This window comes from Devosia sp. P3_B2, assembly GCF_056402875.1.
The window spans coordinates 98,933-118,627 of sequence record NZ_JBFUGO010000011.1 but is presented as its reverse complement, the minus strand read 5'-3'; the positions used below and the strand labels follow the sequence as shown (position 1 = coordinate 118,627).

Genomic DNA, 19,695 nt, shown 5'->3' with positions numbered 1-19,695 from the left:
GGTCAGTCCTCCAGCACCCAGGTGTCCTTGGTGCCGCCGCCCTGCGACGAATTCACCACCAGCGATCCCTTCTTCAGCGCCACGCGGGTGAGCCCGCCCGGCGTGATCCGGATGTCGTCGCCGCAGAGGACGTAAGGACGGAGGTCGACATGCCTCGGCGCGATGCCCTTCTCCACAAAGGTCGGGCAGGTCGAAAGCGCCAGCGTTGGCTGGACGATATAGTTGTCGGGCCGGGCGAGAATTTTCTTCCGGAACTCCTCGCGCATCGCCTTGGTCGAGGCCGGGCCTACCAGCATGCCGTAGCCGCCCGAGCCGTGCACCTCCTTCACCACCAGCTCCTCGAGATGCTCGAGCACATAGGCCCGCTCGTCGTCATTGGTGCAGTTGTAGGTGGGGACGTTCTTAAGCAGCGCCTTCTCGCCGAGATAGAACTCGATGATCTCCGGCACGTAGACGTACACCGCCTTGTCGTCGGCGATGCCGGTGCCCGGCGCGTTGACCAGCGTCACGTTGCCGGCGCGATAGGCATCGAACAGCCCCGGTACGCCCAGCATTGAATCCGGCCGGAAGGTCAGCGGGTCGAGGAAGTCGTCGTCGATGCGGCGGTAGATCACGTCGACCCGCTCGGGGCCTTTGGTGGTCCGCATGTAGACCTTGCCGCCATCGACGAACAGGTCCTGCCCTTCGCAGAGCTCGGCGCCCATCTGGTCGGCGAGGAACGAGTGCTCGAAATAGGCCGAGTTGTGGATGCCCGGCGTCAGCACCACGAGGTTGGGCGAGCCATGGATGCCGCCCGGCGCCACGCTCTCCATCGTCCGCCGCAGCGTCTCCGGATAGGTCTCGACCGGCGCCACCTTGTAGCGCTGGAACAGTTCCGGGGCGAGTTGCAGCATCGCCTCGCGGTTCTCCAGCATGTAGCTGACGCCCGAGGGGGTGCGGAGGTTGTCCTCTAGCACGTAGAAATCGTCGGGCCCGGTTCGCACGATGTCGACGCCGATGATGTGCGAATAGACCCCGCGCGCCGGATCGAGCCCCATCATCTCTGGGCAGAACGCCGAGTTGTTGAGGATCAGCTTTTCCGGCACCCGCCCGGCCTTCAAGATCTCCTGGCGGTGGTAGATGTCGTAGAGGAAGGCGTTGAGCGCCCGCACCCGCTGCTCGATGCCCTTCGACAGCCGCCGCCATTCCATCGCTGAAATGATGCGCGGGATGATGTCGAACGGGATGAGCTTTTCAGTGCCCTGGTCGCTGCCATAGACAGCGAAGGTGATGCCCAGCCGGCGAAACAGGCTCTCGGCGTCAGCCGACATCAGGCCCAGTGCTTGTGGCGGCTGCTCTTTCAGCCACTCTTCCAGGATGTGGTAGGGCGCGCGGACAGAGGCATCCGCATTGGTCATTTCGTCAAACGGCGTTGCGGACATCAACTCCCAAGGGCTTACGGCCTATCCCACTCGCGACTCATTGGTACACGTTTACTGAAGGGCCACAAGCCGGGTTCGATGGCCAAGGCGCTGGAATGACAGGGCGGTGCGGGAAGATTACCCCCCACTCTGTCCCTCCCCCGCAAAGGGGGAGGAGACCAAAACACCAGCACTAGTGTGAGCGTCTCCCTCCCCCTTGCGGGGAGGGGACAGGGGGAGGGGGTATTCTTTCCGCACCGGCTCATCGGCCTCCGGACCCATCCCACCAACGTCGCCTTCACCCCCGCGAAAAACTACCATACAACCGTCGCCCAAAGAGGGATGGACTGATGCCGGAAGAGATTCTCCAGACACATAAGCTGCTCGATCGCTGCGAACAGGCGCTGGCGGCGCGCTACACCGTGCACAAGCTGCATGAGGCGGCCGACAAGGACGGGTTGATCAAGGAAATCTCGCCGCGCATCCGCGCCATCGCTGGCGGCAACGTCGATGGCGCGCTGATGGACAGGCTCCCCAAGCTCGAGATCATTGCCAATTTCGGCGTCGGCTACGACTCGATCGACACCAAGGCGGCAAAGCAGCGCAACATCCGCGTCACCAACACCCCGAACGTCCTCAACGACGCCGTGGCTGAACTCACCCTCGGGCTGATGATCGGCCTCGCGCGCCGCATTCCGCAGGGCGACCAGTTCGTGCGCCAGGGCAAGTGGCCGAAAGGCGGCTTCCCGCTGCTCACCGAGCTCAACGGCAAGACCGTCGGCATTCTCGGGCTGGGCCGCATCGGCAAGGAAATCGCCACCCGCTGCCAGGCCATGAAGATGCGCGTCGTCTACCACGGCCGCTCCCGCCAGCACGACGAGCCCTACATTTTCTACGACAAGCTCGTCGACATGGCCCGCGACAGCGACTGGCTGGTGATCATTGCCCCAGGCGGCAAGGGCACCGAAAAGATCGTCTCGCGCGAAGTGCTCGAAGCGCTCGGCCCCGAGGGCTTCATCGTCAACATGGCCCGCGGCACGCTCATCGACGAAGCCGCCATGCTTGAGCTCCTGACATCGAAGAAGCTAGGCGGCGCCGCGCTCGACGTGTTCGAGAAGGAGCCGCAGGTGCCCGAGGGCTTCTTCAGCCTCGATAATGTCGTCCTCTCGCCCCATCAAGGCAGCGCCACGCACCAGACGCGCAACAAGATGGGCGATCTGGTGGTTGCCAACATCGTCGCGCATTTCGCCGGCGAACCTCTCCCGAGCGCGGTGGTCTGAACATGCTGATTGATCTCAAGAACAAAGTTGCCATCGTCACGGGCGCCGGCCGCGGCATTGGTCGCGTCATCGCCAAGACCCTCGCCGCCGAGGGTGTCACCGTCGCCATCGTCGATGCCCGTCAGGACCTGCTGGACGACGCAGCGATGGAGTGGACCGAGGCCGGCTGGCCTGGACTTCGCATCCTCTGCGACGTGCGCGAGGCAGCGCAGGTCACCGCCGCGGTGGGCGCCGTCGACAAGGCTTTCGGCCGCGTCGATATCCTCGTCAACAATGCCGGCGTCGCCGGCGGAGCCCGGGTCGACAAGCTGCCCGAGGAGGTCTGGGACCGCAACTTCGACATCAACACCAAGGGCACGTTCCTGGTGTGCCAGGCGGTGGCTCCGATCATGCAGCGCCAGAATTCCGGCCGCATCCTCAACGCCGCGTCGTTCGCCGCCATCATCCCCTCGATCGGCAGTGCCGCTTATGCGGCGTCCAAGTCCGCGGTGGTGCAGTTCACCCGCGTGCTCGCCGGCGAACTCGGCCCCTTCAACGTCACGGTGAACTCCTACGCACCGGGCATGATCCCCACCGACATGAACGGTTTCGCGGGCCTCCCCGACGCCCGCCAGCAGCGCCTGCTCGACACCCTGACGCTTCGCCGCTGGGGCGACCCGCAGGACGTCGCCAACCTCATCTGCTTCCTCGCCTCCGACCTCGCCGGCTACATCACCGGCGCCTCGATCGACGTCTCGGGTGGCAAGTATGCCACGCAGATGCCGTCGGTGGCATACGAGGGCTGAGCGGCTGAAGGCGGGACGGTTCGTTTCAGCCGACCTGGGCTGGCGGCCAGCCGCAATTAGGCAACGGCTTCGACGGCCACGGGATCTGGGCGGATGATCACCGTATCTGCGATCGGAAACAGTTCGTCTCCCGGCATACCGACCCGGCGGGCGTGCTCGCGGATCGATTCCGGATCGCGTGCCTCGTAGATGCAGACGGTGCCGAGTCTGCCGTCTGGCTCCTTAATCACATAGCTGCGTATCCAGCGGACGCGATCGGGCATCTCATCGTTGCCGATTCTGGTCGACTTGGCGGCGGCTGCCTGTAGCTCGCCGGCATTGGCCCACGCGCTACGGCGGCGGATAGCATAAAGGTCCATGACGTCCTCCTCGAAGTTTGCCGCGGTCAAATCGCGCAGCACCGGACCAGGCTACGCCACGTCCGCGAGGCGGATTGTCATGAGTTCTTGCGACAAGCGGCGAAATAGTCGCGCTGGTTCAACCCAGCGGCCGCGCCACGCTCAGCATGGCCCGCACTAATGCGGGCTGAGAGCGAACTCCGGTTCGGTCGTACATGCGTTGCAGGTGGGTGCGTGCCGTGTTGACGCTGACCTCGAGCAGCTTGGCTGCCGTGACGATGTCATGGCCGCCAATGATCAGCTTTGCGAGCCGCAATTGGGCAGGGGTGATGCCGTAGACCAGCGATGCGGCCGTCAGACGCTCCTCCGTCATGGGCCGGTCGTTGATCGAGACGAGCACCAGGCCGCTTTCCCCGATAACCCAGCATACGTTGACCGCGGTACCGAGGCCGCCGCTGAGCACGATCGGCACAGCTGCCCGCTCAGGATAGAGTTCGTCATCGAGGTGCGCTGCCCAGCGGACGGCCGCCTTCAGAAGCTGGTCCGCAGCCCGATCGACGGCGCGCAGGCGACCGGCTCGTTTTTCGATCACTTCGCTCGTGCCGAGTTCGGATTCCGCGGCGGCGTTCATCCACATGATGCGTGCCTGCTCATCCACCCTGACAACCGCGGAACTGAGATGGTCCATCGAACGCTGCAAAAAGAACAGGCAGGCGATCTTCCATTCGCCGTCATGCTTTTCGAGGATTCGCATCTCATGGGTGAGACCTGGCACGTCCATGCCGTCGCCGGTACTCGGAGCATGCTGGTCGAAAGTCGCCCACGCCACGTCGCCGCCAACTCGGACGACGAGCTTTTTGCGGCGCACCGCCGCCGTGGACTCATTGCGAGCAGGGTTGGCCATCATCAACCGTCGCATACGGGCCGCATGGTCGTCCCATCCGTCGCGCACCGTTATGCCGCCGCGAGCCGCCCACCAGCCCCAGCGGCGAACATAGTCATCATGCACCCAGAACTGAGCCCAGGCGTCGAAGTCTTTGTTCCAGAACGCCGCCGTTTCAGACTCAATCAGGTGAATGATCGCGGCCCGATCCGTCTCTGACGCCTCTTTCATACCGGTCCCTCCGGTGGACAAGCATCATAGCACGGCACGGCCGGGCCGGGACTGCTGCCGGACCGCAGGGCGCAAGCGCGTTGACCTCTGAAGCAGAGCGGTATTTGCTACATGGTGACTTCCGTCAGGGAGCGCGCCGATGGAAATAGTCGATCTGTTGAAGCAGACGCCGCTCTTCAGCGAGATGAACGAAGCGGACCTCGAGGAACTGATCCCGTCCACGCGCGTCGAGACCTATGAGCCGGGGCGTGTGATCCTACGGGAGGGACGCGTCGGCGCGGCCTTCTTCCTCATCGTTTCCGGCAGCGTTGAAGTCATCAAGGCTCTAGGCAAGCCGGAGGAAAAGGTCGTCAATAAGCTGGGGGCCGGCGATTTCTTCGGCGAGATCGCGAACATGAAGCATTCGACGCGCGTGGCGAGCGTGAGGGCGCTCACCGACACGCAGTGCCTGATGATTCAACGGCTGCACCTTGATTCCTACATCGAGCGATTTCCCGTCGTCCTCGCCAAGGTTGAACAAGCGGTCGCCGTCCGCGGCAGCGACTGAGGCTCGCCCCGCACCTCCCGGGCATACTCCGTCGGCGCCCGGCCGACGATCTTTTTGAAATCATTGGTGAAATTCGCCTGGTACCTCGGCTTCGTACAACGTGCCCTCCGGCAGTTCCCAGCTCAACCGACGTCAGTGTGAGCGTCCCCTTGCGGGGGGAGGGACAGGGTGGGGGGATTCTTCCCGAACCAGCCTATCCTGCCGGCATCTCCCCTACCGCCAAACCGCCAGCAACGCCCCCATCAGCACCAGGGCGATCAGGTTGTTGCCGAGGTTGATGGCGATCAGCCTCAGCGAGCGGTTCTCATATCCCCACAGCGACACCATCAGTGTCGCCATGAAACCGAGCCACACCCAGAAGCCGGCCAGCGCGCCGTTGAGCCAATCGGTGATGCCGGCGCCGACGATGATGTTGGCCAGCGCGAACGACATGATCAGCGAGGCGATGACGTCCACCACCATCGCCTTGCCCAGTCCCGCCCGCATCGACTCCGGCGTCACCCCGGTCACCGCCTGCCAGGGCTTCAGGAACAGCGGCGGCGAATACCACGCAAATCCCACCGCCATGCGGATGATCGCGGCGACAAGCACGGCCAACCAGTTGATCGGAAGCATTTTTCGAACTCCCCACGGCGCCCCTCGCGCCGGGCTAAATTCTACTGCCGAAGCAAATCGCCCCGCAATTGCCGGGGAACCCATATGTCCTTTAAGCGATTGCCTTTCCGGCGGCCGCTCGCGACAGTGCTGGCCACGTTACGGCGGAGACTTCAATGACGGAATGGTGGCGCGGCGCGGTGATCTATCAGGTCTATCCGCGGTCGTTTCAGGACAGCAACGGCGACGGCATCGGCGACCTGCCGGGCATCATGCGACGGCTCGATCACATCGCCAGCCTCGGCGTCGATTGCATCTGGCTTTCGCCGATCAACCAGTCGCCGCAGCGCGACATGGGCTACGACGTCTCCGACTACAAGGATGTCGACCGCCTGTTCGGCAGCCTCGAAGACTTCGACGACCTGATCAAGCGCGCCCACGCGCTCGGCCTCAAGGTGATCATCGACCAGGTGCTGTCCCACTCGTCCGACCAGCACCCGTGGTTCCGCGAGAGCAAGCTCAACCGCACCAACACCAAGGCGGATTGGTACGTCTGGGCCGACCCCAAGCGCGACGGCTCGCCGCCGAACAACTGGCCGAGCGTCTTCGGCGGCCGCGCCTGGGAGTGGAACCCCAGCCGCGGGCAGTACTACTTCCACAATTTCCTGATCGAGCAGCCCGACCTCAACTTCCACAATCCGGATGTGCAGGATGCGGTGCTCGACGTCATGCGCTTCTGGCTCGAGCGCGGCGTCGACGGCTTCCGCCTCGACACCGTGAACTACTATTTCCAGGACAAGCAGCTCCGCAGCAATCCGCCCGCTCGCCGACCCAAGCACCTGCCTTACGCGGTCAATCCCTACGACATGCAGGACCACAAGTTCGGCAAGAGCCAGCCCGAGAACGTCGCGTTCCTGAAGCGGGTGCGGAAGCTGCTCGACCAGTACCCAGGCACCACCACGGTCGGCGAGGTGGGCGACAGCCATCGCGGCCTGCAACTGATGGAGGAATACACCTCCGGCGGCGACAAGCTGCACATGGCCTACACCTTCGACATGCTCGGGCCGGAGTTCACCGCCGAGCACTTCCGCACCAAGATGGCGAAGTTCTTTGCCGGAGCGCCGAACGGCTGGCCGTGCTGGAGCTTTTCGAACCACGACGTCAACCGCCACATGACCCGCTGGGCGCCGTACTCGGCGAACCCCGCTGATCTCGCCCGCCAGGCCGCCGCGATGCTGCTGAGCTTCAAAGGCTCCGTCTGCCTCTACCAGGGCGAGGAACTCGGCTTGCCCGAGGCCGACATCCTGTTCGAGGAACTCACCGATCCGCCCGGCATCCGTTTCTGGCCCGAATACAAGGGCCGCGACGGCGCCCGCACGCCCATGCCGTGGGAGGAGGGCGAGGCGCCGAACGGCTTTTCGAACGTGAAGCCGTGGCTGCCGGTGAAACCGAACCACTCGGCCCTCAACGTCGCTAGCCAGAACGCCGACCCCGACTCGACGCTCAACTTCTACCGAAAGGCGCTGGCCTTCCGCCGCAGCCACCCGGTTTTCGCCACCGGCGACATCGACTTCTTCAAGGTCGCCGAGCCGCTACTGGCCTTCCGCCGCACCGGCAAGGACGGCGCCATCACCTGCCTGTTCAACCTCTCGGCCGACCCGATCAATGCGACGCTGGATGGCGGCGAGGGGCTGGAGCCGCTGGAGCTGTCGCATGGCGCCGAACGGCGAAAGGGCAAGCTCAAGCTCGCGGCGAACGGGTTTGCTTTCTTCGGGACAGGCGAGATGAAAGTGGCGTTTGGGGGCAGAAGGAAGAAGGGCTGATCCAATCTCTCAGTCGGTGCCTTCTCCCCTTGTGGGAGAAGGTGCCAGAAGGGCGGATGAGGGGTCTCTCTCCGCGCACTCAATCGCTCGTCGCTTCGCGCCGATCGTGCAACCTCCGGTTACGGACCTCTCATCCGGCCTGTCGGCCACCTTCTCCCACAAGGGGAGAAGGCGCTCCCCTGAGGCATCGGGGGCCAGACGCAGAAGCCGGGAGCCCCCTCAGTCCACCTGTTCCCACGTATCGGGATCATAATAATCGCTGTGCCACGACCCGTCCGGGTACTGCACGAAGGCCTCGATGCAGCCGTCCGACGCCTTGCTGACCGAGCGGGCGATGACGCCGCGCTTGCGCAGTTCCATCATGGCGATGTCGTGGTCGAAGCTGTCGCCGCCCTTCTTGCCGCCGATCGAGAAGCCGAACTCCACCGTCAGCCCCGGCCGGCTGCCGTTCAGGTCGCAGTTCTCGCGTGCCAGTGCCGGGGTAACGGCCGCAACGGCGCAGGCAAGGGTGGCAATGATCAGCTGGCGCAACATCTGTTTCTCCATGAATGGCAGGCGCTTAGCCGCTGATTTTGGCAATTGCATGCCTAGGGTAGGTCTTTCTCGCGCACCAGCATCGCCACTACCGGGATGGCGAAGGTGAGCAGCAGCAGCCGGCTCACATGATGCGCCGCGATGAACGCCGTGTCGAACCCGAGCGCAATACCCAGCGCCCCCATGCCCTCGAGCGCCCCCGGCGACAGCCCCAGCCAGATCTGCCCGAACGGCATGTCGACGAACGGCGCCACGGCGAACGTCACCAGCGTGCAGATGCCCACGGTCAGCGCCGTGCCGGCCAACCCGCCGATCGCCGCCTGCTTGAACTCGTCGCGGGTGATGCCGTTGAAGCGCGAGCCGATCAGCGCGCCGATCAGGATGAACGTGCCGATCAGCACCGGCAGCGGCACCGCGCCCTCGAACCAGCCAGCGAACTTGGCGGTGATCGACGCCGCCATGGCGCCAAGCGCATAGCCGGCCGGGATCCTGAGCCTGGTGAAAATGAAGCCGGTAATGGCACACCCGACCGCCATGAGCGCCAGCGTGTCGTACCCCATCGGCGCCGCTCCCGGCCCGCCGCTATGCTGCCCGAGCGGCAGGAATAGCGCGCCGATCGGCACGCAGATCGTCAGCATCAGGATGCGGATCACCTGGATGATGATGATCTGCCGCGTATCGCCGACCCCCGCCGCGGCGATTGCCATCACGAAGCTCAGGTGCCCGGGGAACGAGCTGAGATAGGCGGTGCCGCGGTCGAGCCCGAAGAGCTTGCGCAGCAGATAGCCGGTGAGCGAGATGATCAGGATCAGCTCCACCACCAGCGCCGCCAGCGTCACCGGCCACTGCACCATCAGCGCCAGCGAATCGCGCGCTACGCTCGCGCCCATCGACAGCCCGGTGAACACGAATGCCGCGTCGCGCAGCCAGTTGGGCAGCATCACCTTGGCGCCCAGCAGCGCCGCGATCGCCACCGCCAGGGCCCCGCCCATAAGCCACGCGCCGGGCAGGCCGAGCGCCGCCGCGACGCCTCCGCCGGCTGCAGAGATCAGCAATGTCACGAACGTCCGGCGGGCAACCGTGCCAGCGGCAAGGGGGGCGGTCATATGGCGTGGGGAATCGAGATGGCTAGGACGCTAACTATCCACGAGTCGGCGGGGTGGGGAAAGCGATCCATTCGGAGGTAGGTGCGGACCCCACCCCTGTCCCGTCACCCCTGCGACGTGCCCTCGACCAGCTTCACCCAGTAGCTCACCCCCGCCGGAATGATCTCGTCGTTGAAGTCGTAGGTGTCGCTGTGCAGTTGCGAGGTTGGCCCGTTGCCGAGGAAGATGAAGGCCCCCGGCCGCGCCTGCAGCATATATGAGAAGTCCTCGCCGCCCATCGTCGGGTCGACGCCGGTGTTCACATTGTCGGCCCCGGCCACCGCGCCTGCCACCTCGGCGGCATAGGCGGTCTGGTCGGCCGCGTTCACCGTCACCGGATAGCCGCGCCGGTAGGTCACCTCGGCCTTGGCGCCAAAGGTCGCGGCGAGCTGCTGGCTCACCGATTTCAGCCGCGCTTCCATCAGGTCGCGCACCGCCTCGTCGAGCGTCCGCACCGTGCCGGTCAGTTGCACGCTCTGCGGGATGATGTTGAACGCCTCGCCGGCCCGCATCATGGTGACCGACAGCACCGCGGAACGCATCGGGTCGACGTTGCGCGAGACGATCGTCTGCAACGCGACAATCAGCTGCGCCGCGATCATCACTGGATCGACAGTGTTCTGCGGAAACGCCGCGTGGCCGCCCTGGCCCTCGACTGTGATCTTGAACTCGTCGCTCGCCGCCATGATGCCACCGGTGCGGATGGCGAAATGGCCGGCAGGCGTCCCCGGCATGTTGTGCATGCCATAGACCTCTTCGATGCCGAAGCGGTCCATCATCCCCTCCTGCACCATCATCCGGCCACCGGCGCCACCCTCTTCGGCCGGCTGGAAGATCACCACCGCGTTGCCGTCGAAATTGCGCGTCTCGGCGAGATATTTCGCCGCGCCCAGCAGCATCGCGGTGTGCCCGTCATGCCCGCAGGCATGCATGCGGCCCGATGTCCCGCTTGCATAGGGCTTATCGGTCCGCTCGGCGATCGGCAGCGCATCCATGTCGGCGCGCAGCCCGATGGTCTTGCCCGGTCCACGCCCCTTGATCACCCCGACCACACCGGTTTTCGCGATCCCGGTCACCACTTCGTCGACGCCGAACGAGCGCAACAGCTCGGCAACTTTCCCCGAGGTGCGGGGCAGGTCGTACAGAAGTTCGGGGTGAACGTGGAAGTCGCGGCGCCATTCGGCGACCTCGTCGGCGAATTCCGCGATACGGTTGATAACGGGCATGAAGAACCTGAACGCTAGTAAGGCGACAATGTGCGGGGACGAGGGTAGGGGCGTCAACCCGGCAGACGTCGCAAGGGCGCAATCGTCTGCCATAGGCACTGAGTTCCAAAGACACCCCCACCCCTGTCCCCTCTCCGCAAGGGGGACGGAGACGCCCGCACTGGCGTCGGTGTTTTGGTCTCCCTCCCCCTTGCGGGGAGGGGACAGGGGCGGGGGTACTCTTCCCGCACCGGCCTATCGGCGCAGAGGCACGCCATTCTCCCCAACCCCCTCCCTAGTAGTCAGAAATTCCCCGCCCGAACTTGCCCCTCCCCGCCATATTTGCCAAACACCCGGCAACACCGGAGGAACCGATGAAAATCCTCGTTGCCGTCAAGCGCGTTGTCGATCACGCGGTGCGTGTCCGCGTCCGCCCCGATGGGTCGGGCGTCGAGACCGAGAACGTGCGCATGTCGATGAACCCCTTCGACAAGCACGCCGTCGAGGCCGCCGTGCAACTTGCGGAAGCCGGGCACGCGACTGAAATCGTCGTCGTCTCCATCGGCCCCAAGCAGAGCAACGACGTCATCCTCACCGCCCTCGCCATGGGCGCTCATCGCGGTCTCCTGATCGAGGCTGATGGCCGGGTTGAAACCCTCGCGGTGGCGAAGCTGCTCAAGGCCGTCGTCGCGGAGGAAAAGCCCGATCTGGTGCTGCTCGGCAAGCAAGCCGTGGATGACGATTCCAACCAAGTCGGCCAAATGCTCGCCGGCCTGCTCGACTGGCCGCAGGCGACCTTCGCCTCCGAGATCAAGGTCGTGGGCGATGGTCTTGAAGTCACCCGCGAGGTCGACTACGGCCGCGCCACGGTGGGCGTCTCGCTCCCCGCCATCGTCACCGCCGATCTCCGCCTCAACACGCCGCGCAACGCCGCGCTGCCCATGGTGATGAAGGCGCGCTCGAAGCCGCTGGCGGTGCGCCCCGCCGCCGAGTTCGGCGTCGATCTTACGCCGCGCCTGAAGCTCGAAAAGGTCAGCCCGCCTGCCGAGCGGGTCGCCGGCCGCAAGATCGCTGACACTGCCGCGCTGACTGCCGCCATCAAGTCCGAATTGTCCGAGCTGGAGGCGCTCTGATGGCCGTACTGGTTCTCGCCGAACACGACCTCGGCACGCTCTCCGCCGCCACCGCCCGCATCGTCGCCGCCGCCGAAAAGCTCGGCCCGGTCGATGTTCTGGTGGCAGGGCAGGGGGTCTCCGCCGTTGCTGCCGAAGCGGCCAAGCTCGCCGGCGTCGAAAAGGTCCTCGTCGCCGATAGCGCGACGCTTGCCAGCCTCTCGCCCGAGGCCGTCGCCGCACTGCTCGCTCGCCTCGCCGAGCCCTACAGCCACATCGCAGCTGCCGCTGCCTCGACCGGCCGCGACGCCATCCCGCGCCTCGCCGCCAAGCTCGACCTTATGCCGGTCACCGACGTCGTCGCCATCCACGGCCCGACCCGCTTCGATCGTCCGATCTACGCCGGCAACGCCATCGAGACCGTCTCGTCCGGCCAAGCCAAGCACCTCCTCACCATCCGCGCCTCGGCCTTCCGCCCCGCCGCCTCGGGCAATAGCGCCCCGATCCACGCGGTCGACACCGATGTCGCCGCAGTCGCCCGTTTCATCGCCGCGCACCGCACCGAGAGCGACCTGCCCGACCTCTCGACCGCCCAGATCGTCGTCGCGGGCGGTGTCTCCTTCGGCTCGGCGGAAAAGTTCGCGCTGGTTTCCGATCTTGCGAAGGTGCTCGGCGCCGCCGTAGGCGCCACTCGCGCGGCGGTCGATGCCGGCTACGCCCCCAACGACTGGCAGGTCGGCCAGACTGGCAAGATCATCGCCCCCGACCTCTACATCGCTATCGGCATCTCGGGCGCCCTGCAGCACCTCGCCGGCATCCAGGGCGCCAAGAAGATCATCGCCATCAACAAGGACCCCGAGGCGCCGCTGATGAAGATCGCGGACATCGCGCTGGTCGGGGACCTGTTCGAGGTGGTGCCGCAGTTGATTGCGGGGTTGAAACGCTGACGAACAGGCCGGTGCGGGGAACATACCCCCACCCCTGTCCCCTCCCCGCAAGGGGGAGGGAGACCAAAACACCGGCGCCGGTGTGAGCGTCACCTCCCCCCTTGCGGGGGAGGGACAGGGTGGGGGGTACTCTTCCCGCTCAGACCATCCGCCCCGTTGCAATTCCCCCGCTACCGCCTATAAACACCCCGCCCTCGTTTTCCCCGGACATGACTGATGTTTGAGACCCTCAAGAAGGCCACGCTCGACAAGATTTTCGTGCTGATGGCCGAGTATGCCGCCGATCCCCGCGATGGAAAGATCGATCTCGGCGTCGGCGTCTACAAAGATCCCAAGGGTGTCACGCCCGTCATGTCGTCGGTGAAAAAGGCCGAGCAGCGCATCCTCGATAGCGCCAAGACCAAAACCTACAAGGGTGTGGTCGGCAACAAGGAATTCTCCGCCGCCATCGTCGATCTGGCGCTGGGTGGTGTCGTCGACAACAAGCGTATTCGCTGCGTCAACGGCGCCGGCGGCACCGGCGCGCTGTCGATCCTGATGAACGTCCTCGGCCGCGCCCGGCCGAAGGGCCGCATCTTCATTTCCGATCCGAGCTGGCCGAACCACTGGCCGATGGCGGAACTCGCCGGCCTGACGCCGGTCTACTACCCCTATTTCGACCACAAGACCCGCGTCGTCGATTTCCCGGCGATGCTCGCCGCGCTCGACAAGTTGAACTCCGACGACATCGTGCTGCTGCATGGTTGCTGCCATAACCCGACCGGCGCCAGCCTCACCAACGCGCAGTGGGATCAGGTGGTCGAGAGCCTGAAGCGCACCGGCGCCTTCCCGCTGGTCGATCTCGCCTATCTCGGCTTCGGCGATGGCCTCGAGGCCGACTCCTATGGTGTGCGCAAGGTCGTGTCCTCGGTGCCCGAGTCGATGGTCGCCTTCTCGGCGTCGAAGAACTTCGGCCTCTACCGCGAGCGTGCCGGCGTCGCCATCGCCATTGCCAAGGACAGCGATAGCGCCGATGTCGTCTCCAGCCAGATGCAGAATGTCATCCGCGCCACCATCAGCCAGACCCCCGACCATGGTGCGGAAATCGTCCGCGTCATCCTCGAGGACAAGGAACTGCGCGCCGAGTGGGAAGCCGAACTGACCGAGATGCGGGAACGCATGAAGCGCCTGCGCGTCAAACTCGCCGACGCCATCCGCCAGCGGTCCAACAGCAAGGACTTCGATTTCATCGCCGAGCACACCGGCATGTTCTCGCTGCTCGGGCTGCCCGAGGATGTCGTCACCAAGCTCAAGCTCGACGACGGCATCTACATGATCAACGACAGTCGCATCAACGTCGCGGGAATCCCCGAGGATCGCATCGGCGAGTTGGCCGACAAGATGCTCGCCGCTATTCGCTGAAGACCTGCCGCGGCCTTGCTCCGCGCCGGAAATTGACTACCTATTAGGCAGACAAATAACGCTGTTTCCTGGAGGAAACCCAATGAAGTTCTTCGTCGATACCGCCGAGATCAAGGACATCCGCGATCTCTATGAAACCGGCCTTCTGGACGGGGTGACGACGAATCCCTCGCTGATCGCCAAGTCCGGCCGCCAGTTCAAGGACGTGATCAAGGAGATCTGCTCGATTGTCCCCGGCCCGGTCTCGGCCGAAGTCGCCGCCACCGACTATGACGGCATGATCGCCGAGGGCCATGTGCTGGCCAAGCTCGCCGAGAACGTCGTCGTGAAGGTCCCGCTGACCATCGATGGCCTCAAGGCCACCAAGACCTTCTCCAAGGAAGGCATCAAGACCAACGTCACGCTCTGCTTCTCGCCCAACCAGGCGCTGCTCGCAGCCAAGGTCGGCGCCACCTACATCTCGCCGTTCATCGGCCGCCTCGATGACATCAACGCCGATGGCGTCGAGCTGATCGAGAACATTCGCACGATCTACGACAACTACTCCTTCGCCACCGAGATCCTCGCGGCCTCGATCCGTACCCCGAACCACATCACCGAAGTGGCCCTCGCCGGTGCCGACGTCGCCACCATCCCGCCGGCGGTGATCTACAAGCTCGCCGACCACCCGCTGACCAAGTCGGGGCTCGAGGCGTTCGTGAAGGATTGGAAGAGCACGGGCCAGTCGATCCTCTAGGATCGACGGTGCAAACGGGCAGGGCACTGGCAGTCGCAGTGCCTTCTCCCCTTGCGGGAGAAGGTGCCCGAAGGGCGGATGAGGGGTATCTCTCCGCGCACTCGGACCGCTCCTCGTTTGCACTCGGATCGGCGACACTGTGTGTCGCGACCCCTCATCCGGCCTTCGGCCAGCTTCTCCCGCAAGGGGAGAAGGCCACCGCTGAAAGCCCGGAGCACTTGCATGGCCAATGAACTCATCGCGACCGCCGTCCGCAACGCCCTTGCCTCCGTGGAAATCCCCGGCGGCGGCGAACTCGCGGGCTATGGCGGGCTGAGCGAGATCATCGTCACCACCGGCGCCGTGGCCTTCGCCATCTCCGTCGCCCCGGGCATGGAGGCCGCCTTCGGTCCCGCCCGCGAGGCGGCTCAGCATGCCGCCGAGAAGGTCGCCGAGGGACGCAAGGTCATGGTGTCCTTGACCTCTGACCGCGCCCAGGCCGCCACCGGCCAGGCCAAGGCACAGGGCCGCCCCGGTCCGCCGCCGCGCGAAGCCGTGCCCGGCGTCCGCCACATCGTCGCCGTCGGCTCGGGCAAGGGCGGCGTCGGCAAGTCCACCGTAGCGGTCAACCTGGCGCTCGGCTTTGCCGCCGAGGGGCTCCGCACCGGCATCCTCGATGCCGATCTCTACGGCCCCTCGATTCCAAAACTCCTCGGCCTCGAAGGCAAGCCCGCGGTCCGCGACGACGGCATCTTCGCCCCGCACGAAGCCTATGGCCTCCGCGCCATGTCGATCGGCTCGATGCTCACCGCCAACCAGGCGGTGGTGTGGCGCGGCCCGATGGCCACCTCCGCGCTGCGCCAGCTGCTACGCGAGAGCGATTGGGGCGGCCTCGATGTACTCGTCGTCGACCTGCCGCCCGGCACCGGCGACATCCAGATTTCGCTGGTGCAGCAGGTGCCGCTGCTCGGCGCGGTCATCGTCTCCACCCCGCAGGACCTGGCGCTGATCGATGCCAAGAAGGCGATGGACATGCTGCTGCGCACCGGCGTGCCGATCCTCGGCCTCATCGAGAACATGAGCTACTTCGTCGCCCCGGACACCGGCAACCGCTACGACATCTTCGGCCACGGCGGCGCCAGAGCTGCCGCCGACACCTTCGATATTCCGTTCCTCGGCGAAATCCCGCTGGTGATGTCGATCCGTGAAAGCTCCGACGCCGGCAAGCCCGTCGTCGCCACAGACCCCGACGGTCCCGAGGGCCAGGCCTTCCGCGGTATCGTCCGCAACATCCTCGCCGCCAACCCGCAGCTCAGGCCTTGAGCCATGCTGTCGATCCGGCTCGCCACCGCAGCTGAGATCGACGCAGTGATCGGCATCGCACCCGCCGGCACCGAGCGCCGCGAAGCCATCGCGGAGTGGGTCCACGCCGGCGAAACCTACATCGCCTGGCGCGACGGTTTCGCCGCCGGCTACGTCGTCCTCACCCGCAGCTTCTTCCGCTCCCCATTCATCGAAATGCTGGTGGTTTCGCCCACCGCCCGCCGACAGGGCATCGGCCGCGCCCTGATCGAGCACTGCATCGCGCTCACCCCGCCCGATCTCAAGCTCTGGACCTCGACCAACGAGTCCAACAGCCCGATGCGCAACCTCCTGCCGCAACTCGATTTCACCCAGGCTGGTATGGTCGAACACCTCGATCCCGGCGACCCCGAGCTGATCTTCCTGCGCTGGCCGCAAGCTCACCCCTGATTGAGAAGCCGGTGCGGGACGATACCACGATGAGAGAGGCGCTCACCCTCCCCATGGTGACACATCCCCTCCGCGCTGTTATGCAATCGATTACATTGATCCGCTATGTCGAGAATCGGCCCTGCGGGACGACCACAACGAGCGCTGAAGCGCCGCCCTGTTGAGGAGAGACTTCTTGTTTTCGATTTCGCGTGACGAACTCGGCCCGAACTTCACTTTCGGCGCCGCCACCGCTGCCTACCAGATCGAGGGCGGCCAGACAGATGGCCGCGGCACCTCCATCTGGGACACCTTCTCGGCCACCCCCGGCAACGTGAAGAACCTCGATAGCGGCGCCATCGCCTGCGACCACTACAACCGCTGGCCCGGCGACCTCGACCTGATCCGAGACGGCGGCTTCGACGCCTACCGCTTCTCCTTCGCCTGGCCGCGCCTGATCCCCGAGGGCATCGGCGCCGTGAACCAGCAGGGCCTCGATTTCTACGATCGCCTCATCGATGGCATGCTCGAACGCGGCATCAAGCCCTACGCCACGCTCTACCACTGGGACCTCCCCAGCACCCTGCAGGACAAGGGCGGTTGGATGAACCGCGACATCGCCAGCTGGTTCGCCGAGTACGCTGCGCTGGTCGGCCACCACTTCGGCGATCGCCTGCACGCCACCGCCACCATCAACGAGCCGTGGTGCGTCGCCTTCCTCAGCCACATGCTCGGCATCCACGCCCCCGGCTATCGCGACCTCCGCGCCGCTGCCCGTGCCATGCACCACGTGCTGTTCGCCCACGGCACCGCGATCGACGCGCTGCGCGGCGAAGGCGTGAAGAACCTCGGCATCGTGCTCAACCTCGAAAAGGCCGAAGCCGCCTCCGACAAGCCCGAGGACCTCGAGGCGCAGAACCTCGGCGACGCCACCTTCAACCGCTGGTACCTCGATGGCGTGTTCAAGGGCCGCTACCCGGAGGAACTGACCAGCCGCCTCGCGCCCTACCTGCCGGTGGGTTTCGAGAAGGACATGGAAGTCGTCTCCCGCCCGCTCGATTGGCTGGGCATCAACTACTACACGCGCGGCATCTACGCGGCCGGCCCCAAGGGCCTGTTCGGCGCCGAACGCCGCTCCGGCGATCTCGAGCGCAGCGATCTCGGCTGGGAAATCTACCCCAAGGGCCTCGAAGACCTGCTGGTGCGCGTCAACCGCGACTACACCAAGCTGCCGCTCTACGTCACCGAGACTGGCATGAGCGAGACGAACGACGAGCGCCGGGTGAAGTTCTACGACGATCACCTGCGCGCCGTCGCCAACGCGCAGGGGCAGGGCGCCGACGTCAGGGGCTTCTTCGCCTGGTCATTGCTCGACAACTACGAGTGGGCCGAAGGCTACACCTCGCGTTTCGGCATCGTTCACGTCGACTACGAGACCCAGGTACGGACACCCAAGGGCAGCTACCGGGCCTTCCAGGGCATGCTGCACAACACGCGCTGATCTAGAGGCGCCGCACTCTCAGTGATCCTCCCCCGCGTGGCGGGGGAGGGGAACCACCCGAAGGGTGGCGGAGGGGGCGGACAAAGCCGCGGCGCTATTAGTCGGCGCCTCGTAATCATGAGCACAGCAAGGGTTGCCGACTTGCCCGAGAATTGAGTTGCGATCTACCTTTGCTACTGGCGAACTGCCCAAGACGGCTCAAGATAGAGAACTGACCTGGCAATGAAGTATCAGATCGATCCGGCCTTCTTGTGGGTCCCCTGGGTCGTGATCGCGTGCTTCTTGGTTGGCTTCGCCCTAGCCGGATGGGGCCTCCTGCGGTTTCAGGGGATGTTACCGCCCGATCAGGGGGCGTGGACCATTGAGAGACGGAAGGAGGCAGCGTGGGCCCTGTTGGGCCGCGTGCTGGGCGGGGATGCGGCCTTAAGAACGGAGCGCACGCTCCTCTACTGGGGATTCGGCCTCATGTTTGGTTCCGTGGTTATCGGGATGATGGTCCTCTTCCTCGTGTCATCGCCGATTGGATAGTCGAACCAAGCGCCCCCTACATCGCCGGCGCCGGCTGCGCCGCATACGTCACCGCGTGCTTCCCATCCACCCAGGCGTAACTCGCCCAGCATGCGTCCTCAGCGGCGGCCTTCGGGCAGTTGCTGGCGTCCACCCACACCTTGGCAACCGTTCCGGCCTCCGACTGCACCAGCGTCGGCATGCCGCCCATTGCCTCGATCGGCTCGGCGAACCCATCCCGAGACACCGCGATATCGATCTGGCATCCGCCATTGCCGCAGAACGCCGTCGCAGCGGTGCTGCACTGCAGGTTCTGCGGGTTGAGCAGATAGTCGGCAATCCCGTCACCATCGAGGTCGGTGCTCATCATCAGCGGCCGGTTGGCCCCGGCGGCCAGCGAGCCGCCAAGCTTGGTGCATTGGTCGGCATAGCCGGCAATGATCGTCTCGATGCCCGGAGGCACGGGAACGGTCACCGGCGGGGTGTTGTTCTGCAGGTCGAAGAACTGCTTCATCGACACCTCGATGCTCTCCCTCAGCGTCGCGATGCGCGCCGTGTAGACCTTGCGCAGGCAGGTGAGATCGGCGCCGCATTTGCCGCGCTCGGCGAGGAATGCCTCGGCATCGTCGTGCCGCGCCCCGCTCGATCCCATCAGCATCGGCACCCTGTCGTAGGCAAAGAACAATCCGGCCATCTCGCTGTCGAGCGCCGAGGTTACGCCATCCTGGCACACCGCCTTCTCGTCGGGCGCCGTCGCCTTGCTGCAATCGAAGCTCGCCGCCTGTGCCGGTGCGGCAACGAGCAGCAGAAACACCATCCCCATCAGGCCCAGAAATGCGCGCATAATTTCACCTGCCGAATGTAAGTTATTCGAGATACTAACGTTTTCAGCCGCCACCGGCGACGCAACTCTCCGTGCGTCCTCAACGAAGCCTGAAGCGCCGGCTACGGCGCTTGCCATCACGACCGGCATTGGCCAAGAAGCTCAGCGTCAATCCTGACCACCCTGCGGTGTC

The 19,695-nt window shown here is 65.2% G+C and carries 19 protein-coding genes; 11 read left to right on the top strand and 8 right to left on the bottom strand.

What is annotated here, in order from left to right:
* Positions 1-2 precede the first annotated feature (2 nt).
* Positions 3-1,421: a circularly permuted type 2 ATP-grasp protein gene (locus AC1DV8_RS17460; RefSeq protein WP_477150496.1), complete on the bottom strand. Its 1,419-nt coding sequence runs from the start codon at positions 1,419-1,421 to the stop codon at positions 3-5.
* A gap of 329 nt (positions 1,422-1,750) precedes the next feature.
* Between AC1DV8_RS17460 and AC1DV8_RS17455 the strand changes: the two genes are divergently transcribed.
* Together AC1DV8_RS17455 and AC1DV8_RS17450 are read left to right on the top strand one after the other, a co-directional pair.
* Entirely contained in the window at positions 1,751-2,680 is a 930-nt protein-coding gene (locus tag AC1DV8_RS17455; RefSeq protein ID WP_477150497.1) for a 2-hydroxyacid dehydrogenase, read from the top strand.
* Positions 2,681-2,682: 2 nt separating this feature from the next.
* Positions 2,683-3,465 (top strand): SDR family NAD(P)-dependent oxidoreductase, encoded by a 783-nt coding sequence (locus AC1DV8_RS17450; RefSeq protein ID WP_477150498.1) that lies wholly within the window; start codon positions 2,683-2,685, stop codon positions 3,463-3,465.
* A 56-nt stretch (positions 3,466-3,521) separates the two neighbouring features.
* On the opposite strand, the gene AC1DV8_RS17445 is transcribed toward AC1DV8_RS17450, so the two are convergent.
* Entirely contained in the window at positions 3,522-3,824 is a 303-nt protein-coding gene (locus AC1DV8_RS17445; RefSeq protein WP_477158306.1) for a nickel-binding protein, read from the bottom strand.
* A 118-nt stretch (positions 3,825-3,942) separates the two neighbouring features.
* Positions 3,943-4,917: a LuxR family transcriptional regulator gene (locus AC1DV8_RS17440; protein ID WP_477158305.1), complete on the bottom strand. Its 975-nt coding sequence runs from the start codon at positions 4,915-4,917 to the stop codon at positions 3,943-3,945.
* Positions 4,918-5,056: 139 nt separating this feature from the next.
* Here AC1DV8_RS17440 and AC1DV8_RS17435 point away from each other — a divergent pair, with 139 nt between their 5' ends.
* A complete protein-coding gene (locus tag AC1DV8_RS17435) occupies positions 5,057-5,464 on the top strand; it encodes a cyclic nucleotide-binding domain-containing protein (RefSeq protein ID WP_477150501.1) in 408 nt (135 codons plus the stop codon).
* A 213-nt stretch (positions 5,465-5,677) separates the two neighbouring features.
* Here the strand turns inward: AC1DV8_RS17435 and AC1DV8_RS17430 are convergent, their stop codons facing one another.
* Positions 5,678-6,079, bottom strand: coding sequence for a DUF1761 domain-containing protein (locus AC1DV8_RS17430; RefSeq protein ID WP_477150502.1), 402 nt, complete (start codon positions 6,077-6,079; stop codon positions 5,678-5,680).
* 155 nt (positions 6,080-6,234) lie between these two features.
* Between AC1DV8_RS17430 and AC1DV8_RS17425 the strand changes: the two genes are divergently transcribed.
* Positions 6,235-7,881 carry an alpha-amylase family glycosyl hydrolase gene (locus AC1DV8_RS17425; protein WP_477150503.1) on the top strand — a complete coding sequence of 549 codons (1,647 nt, stop codon included), beginning with the start codon at positions 6,235-6,237 and terminating at the stop codon, positions 7,879-7,881.
* Between the two features lie 219 nt (positions 7,882-8,100).
* Here AC1DV8_RS17425 and AC1DV8_RS17420 read toward each other — a convergent pair whose 3' ends face one another.
* From AC1DV8_RS17420 to AC1DV8_RS17410, 3 genes are all read right to left on the bottom strand, one after another.
* Positions 8,101-8,415, bottom strand: a complete 315-nt coding sequence (locus tag AC1DV8_RS17420) for a hypothetical protein (protein ID WP_477150504.1) — start codon at positions 8,413-8,415, stop codon at positions 8,101-8,103.
* Positions 8,416-8,468: 53 nt separating this feature from the next.
* Positions 8,469-9,521 carry an AbrB family transcriptional regulator gene (locus tag AC1DV8_RS17415; protein ID WP_477150505.1) on the bottom strand — a complete coding sequence of 351 codons (1,053 nt, stop codon included), beginning with the start codon at positions 9,519-9,521 and terminating at the stop codon, positions 8,469-8,471.
* A gap of 104 nt (positions 9,522-9,625) precedes the next feature.
* Positions 9,626-10,786, bottom strand: a complete 1,161-nt coding sequence (locus AC1DV8_RS17410; RefSeq protein ID WP_477150506.1) for a M20 aminoacylase family protein — start codon at positions 10,784-10,786, stop codon at positions 9,626-9,628.
* 353 nt (positions 10,787-11,139) lie between these two features.
* Here AC1DV8_RS17410 and AC1DV8_RS17405 point away from each other — a divergent pair, with 353 nt between their 5' ends.
* From AC1DV8_RS17405 to AC1DV8_RS17375, 7 genes are all read left to right on the top strand, one after another.
* Positions 11,140-11,898 (top strand): electron transfer flavoprotein subunit beta/FixA family protein, encoded by a 759-nt coding sequence (locus AC1DV8_RS17405; RefSeq protein ID WP_477150507.1) that lies wholly within the window; start codon positions 11,140-11,142, stop codon positions 11,896-11,898.
* Positions 11,898-12,824: an electron transfer flavoprotein subunit alpha/FixB family protein gene (locus AC1DV8_RS17400; RefSeq protein WP_477150508.1), complete on the top strand. Its 927-nt coding sequence runs from the start codon at positions 11,898-11,900 to the stop codon at positions 12,822-12,824. The genes AC1DV8_RS17405 and AC1DV8_RS17400 overlap by 1 nt, the downstream gene beginning before the upstream one ends.
* A 216-nt stretch (positions 12,825-13,040) precedes the next feature.
* Positions 13,041-14,225 (top strand): amino acid aminotransferase, encoded by a 1,185-nt coding sequence (locus AC1DV8_RS17395; protein WP_477158304.1) that lies wholly within the window; start codon positions 13,041-13,043, stop codon positions 14,223-14,225.
* A gap of 82 nt (positions 14,226-14,307) precedes the next feature.
* The gene (fsa, locus tag AC1DV8_RS17390; RefSeq protein ID WP_477150510.1) at positions 14,308-14,961 is read left to right on the top strand and encodes a fructose-6-phosphate aldolase; all 654 of its coding nucleotides are present in this window, start codon (positions 14,308-14,310) and stop codon (positions 14,959-14,961) included.
* Between the two features lie 222 nt (positions 14,962-15,183).
* Entirely contained in the window at positions 15,184-16,263 is a 1,080-nt protein-coding gene (locus AC1DV8_RS17385; protein WP_477150511.1) for an Mrp/NBP35 family ATP-binding protein, read from the top strand.
* Between the two features lie 3 nt (positions 16,264-16,266).
* The gene (locus tag AC1DV8_RS17380) at positions 16,267-16,692 is read left to right on the top strand and encodes a GNAT family N-acetyltransferase (RefSeq protein ID WP_477150512.1); all 426 of its coding nucleotides are present in this window, start codon (positions 16,267-16,269) and stop codon (positions 16,690-16,692) included.
* 175 nt (positions 16,693-16,867) lie between these two features.
* On the top strand, positions 16,868-18,172 hold the full coding sequence (locus AC1DV8_RS17375) for a GH1 family beta-glucosidase (RefSeq protein WP_477150513.1): 1,305 nt from the start codon (positions 16,868-16,870) through the stop codon (positions 18,170-18,172).
* Positions 18,173-18,716: 544 nt separating this feature from the next.
* Here AC1DV8_RS17375 and AC1DV8_RS17370 read toward each other — a convergent pair.
* Positions 18,717-19,523, bottom strand: a complete 807-nt coding sequence (locus AC1DV8_RS17370) for a lysozyme inhibitor LprI family protein (RefSeq protein ID WP_477150514.1) — start codon at positions 19,521-19,523, stop codon at positions 18,717-18,719.
* Positions 19,524-19,695: the final 172 nt, after the last annotated feature.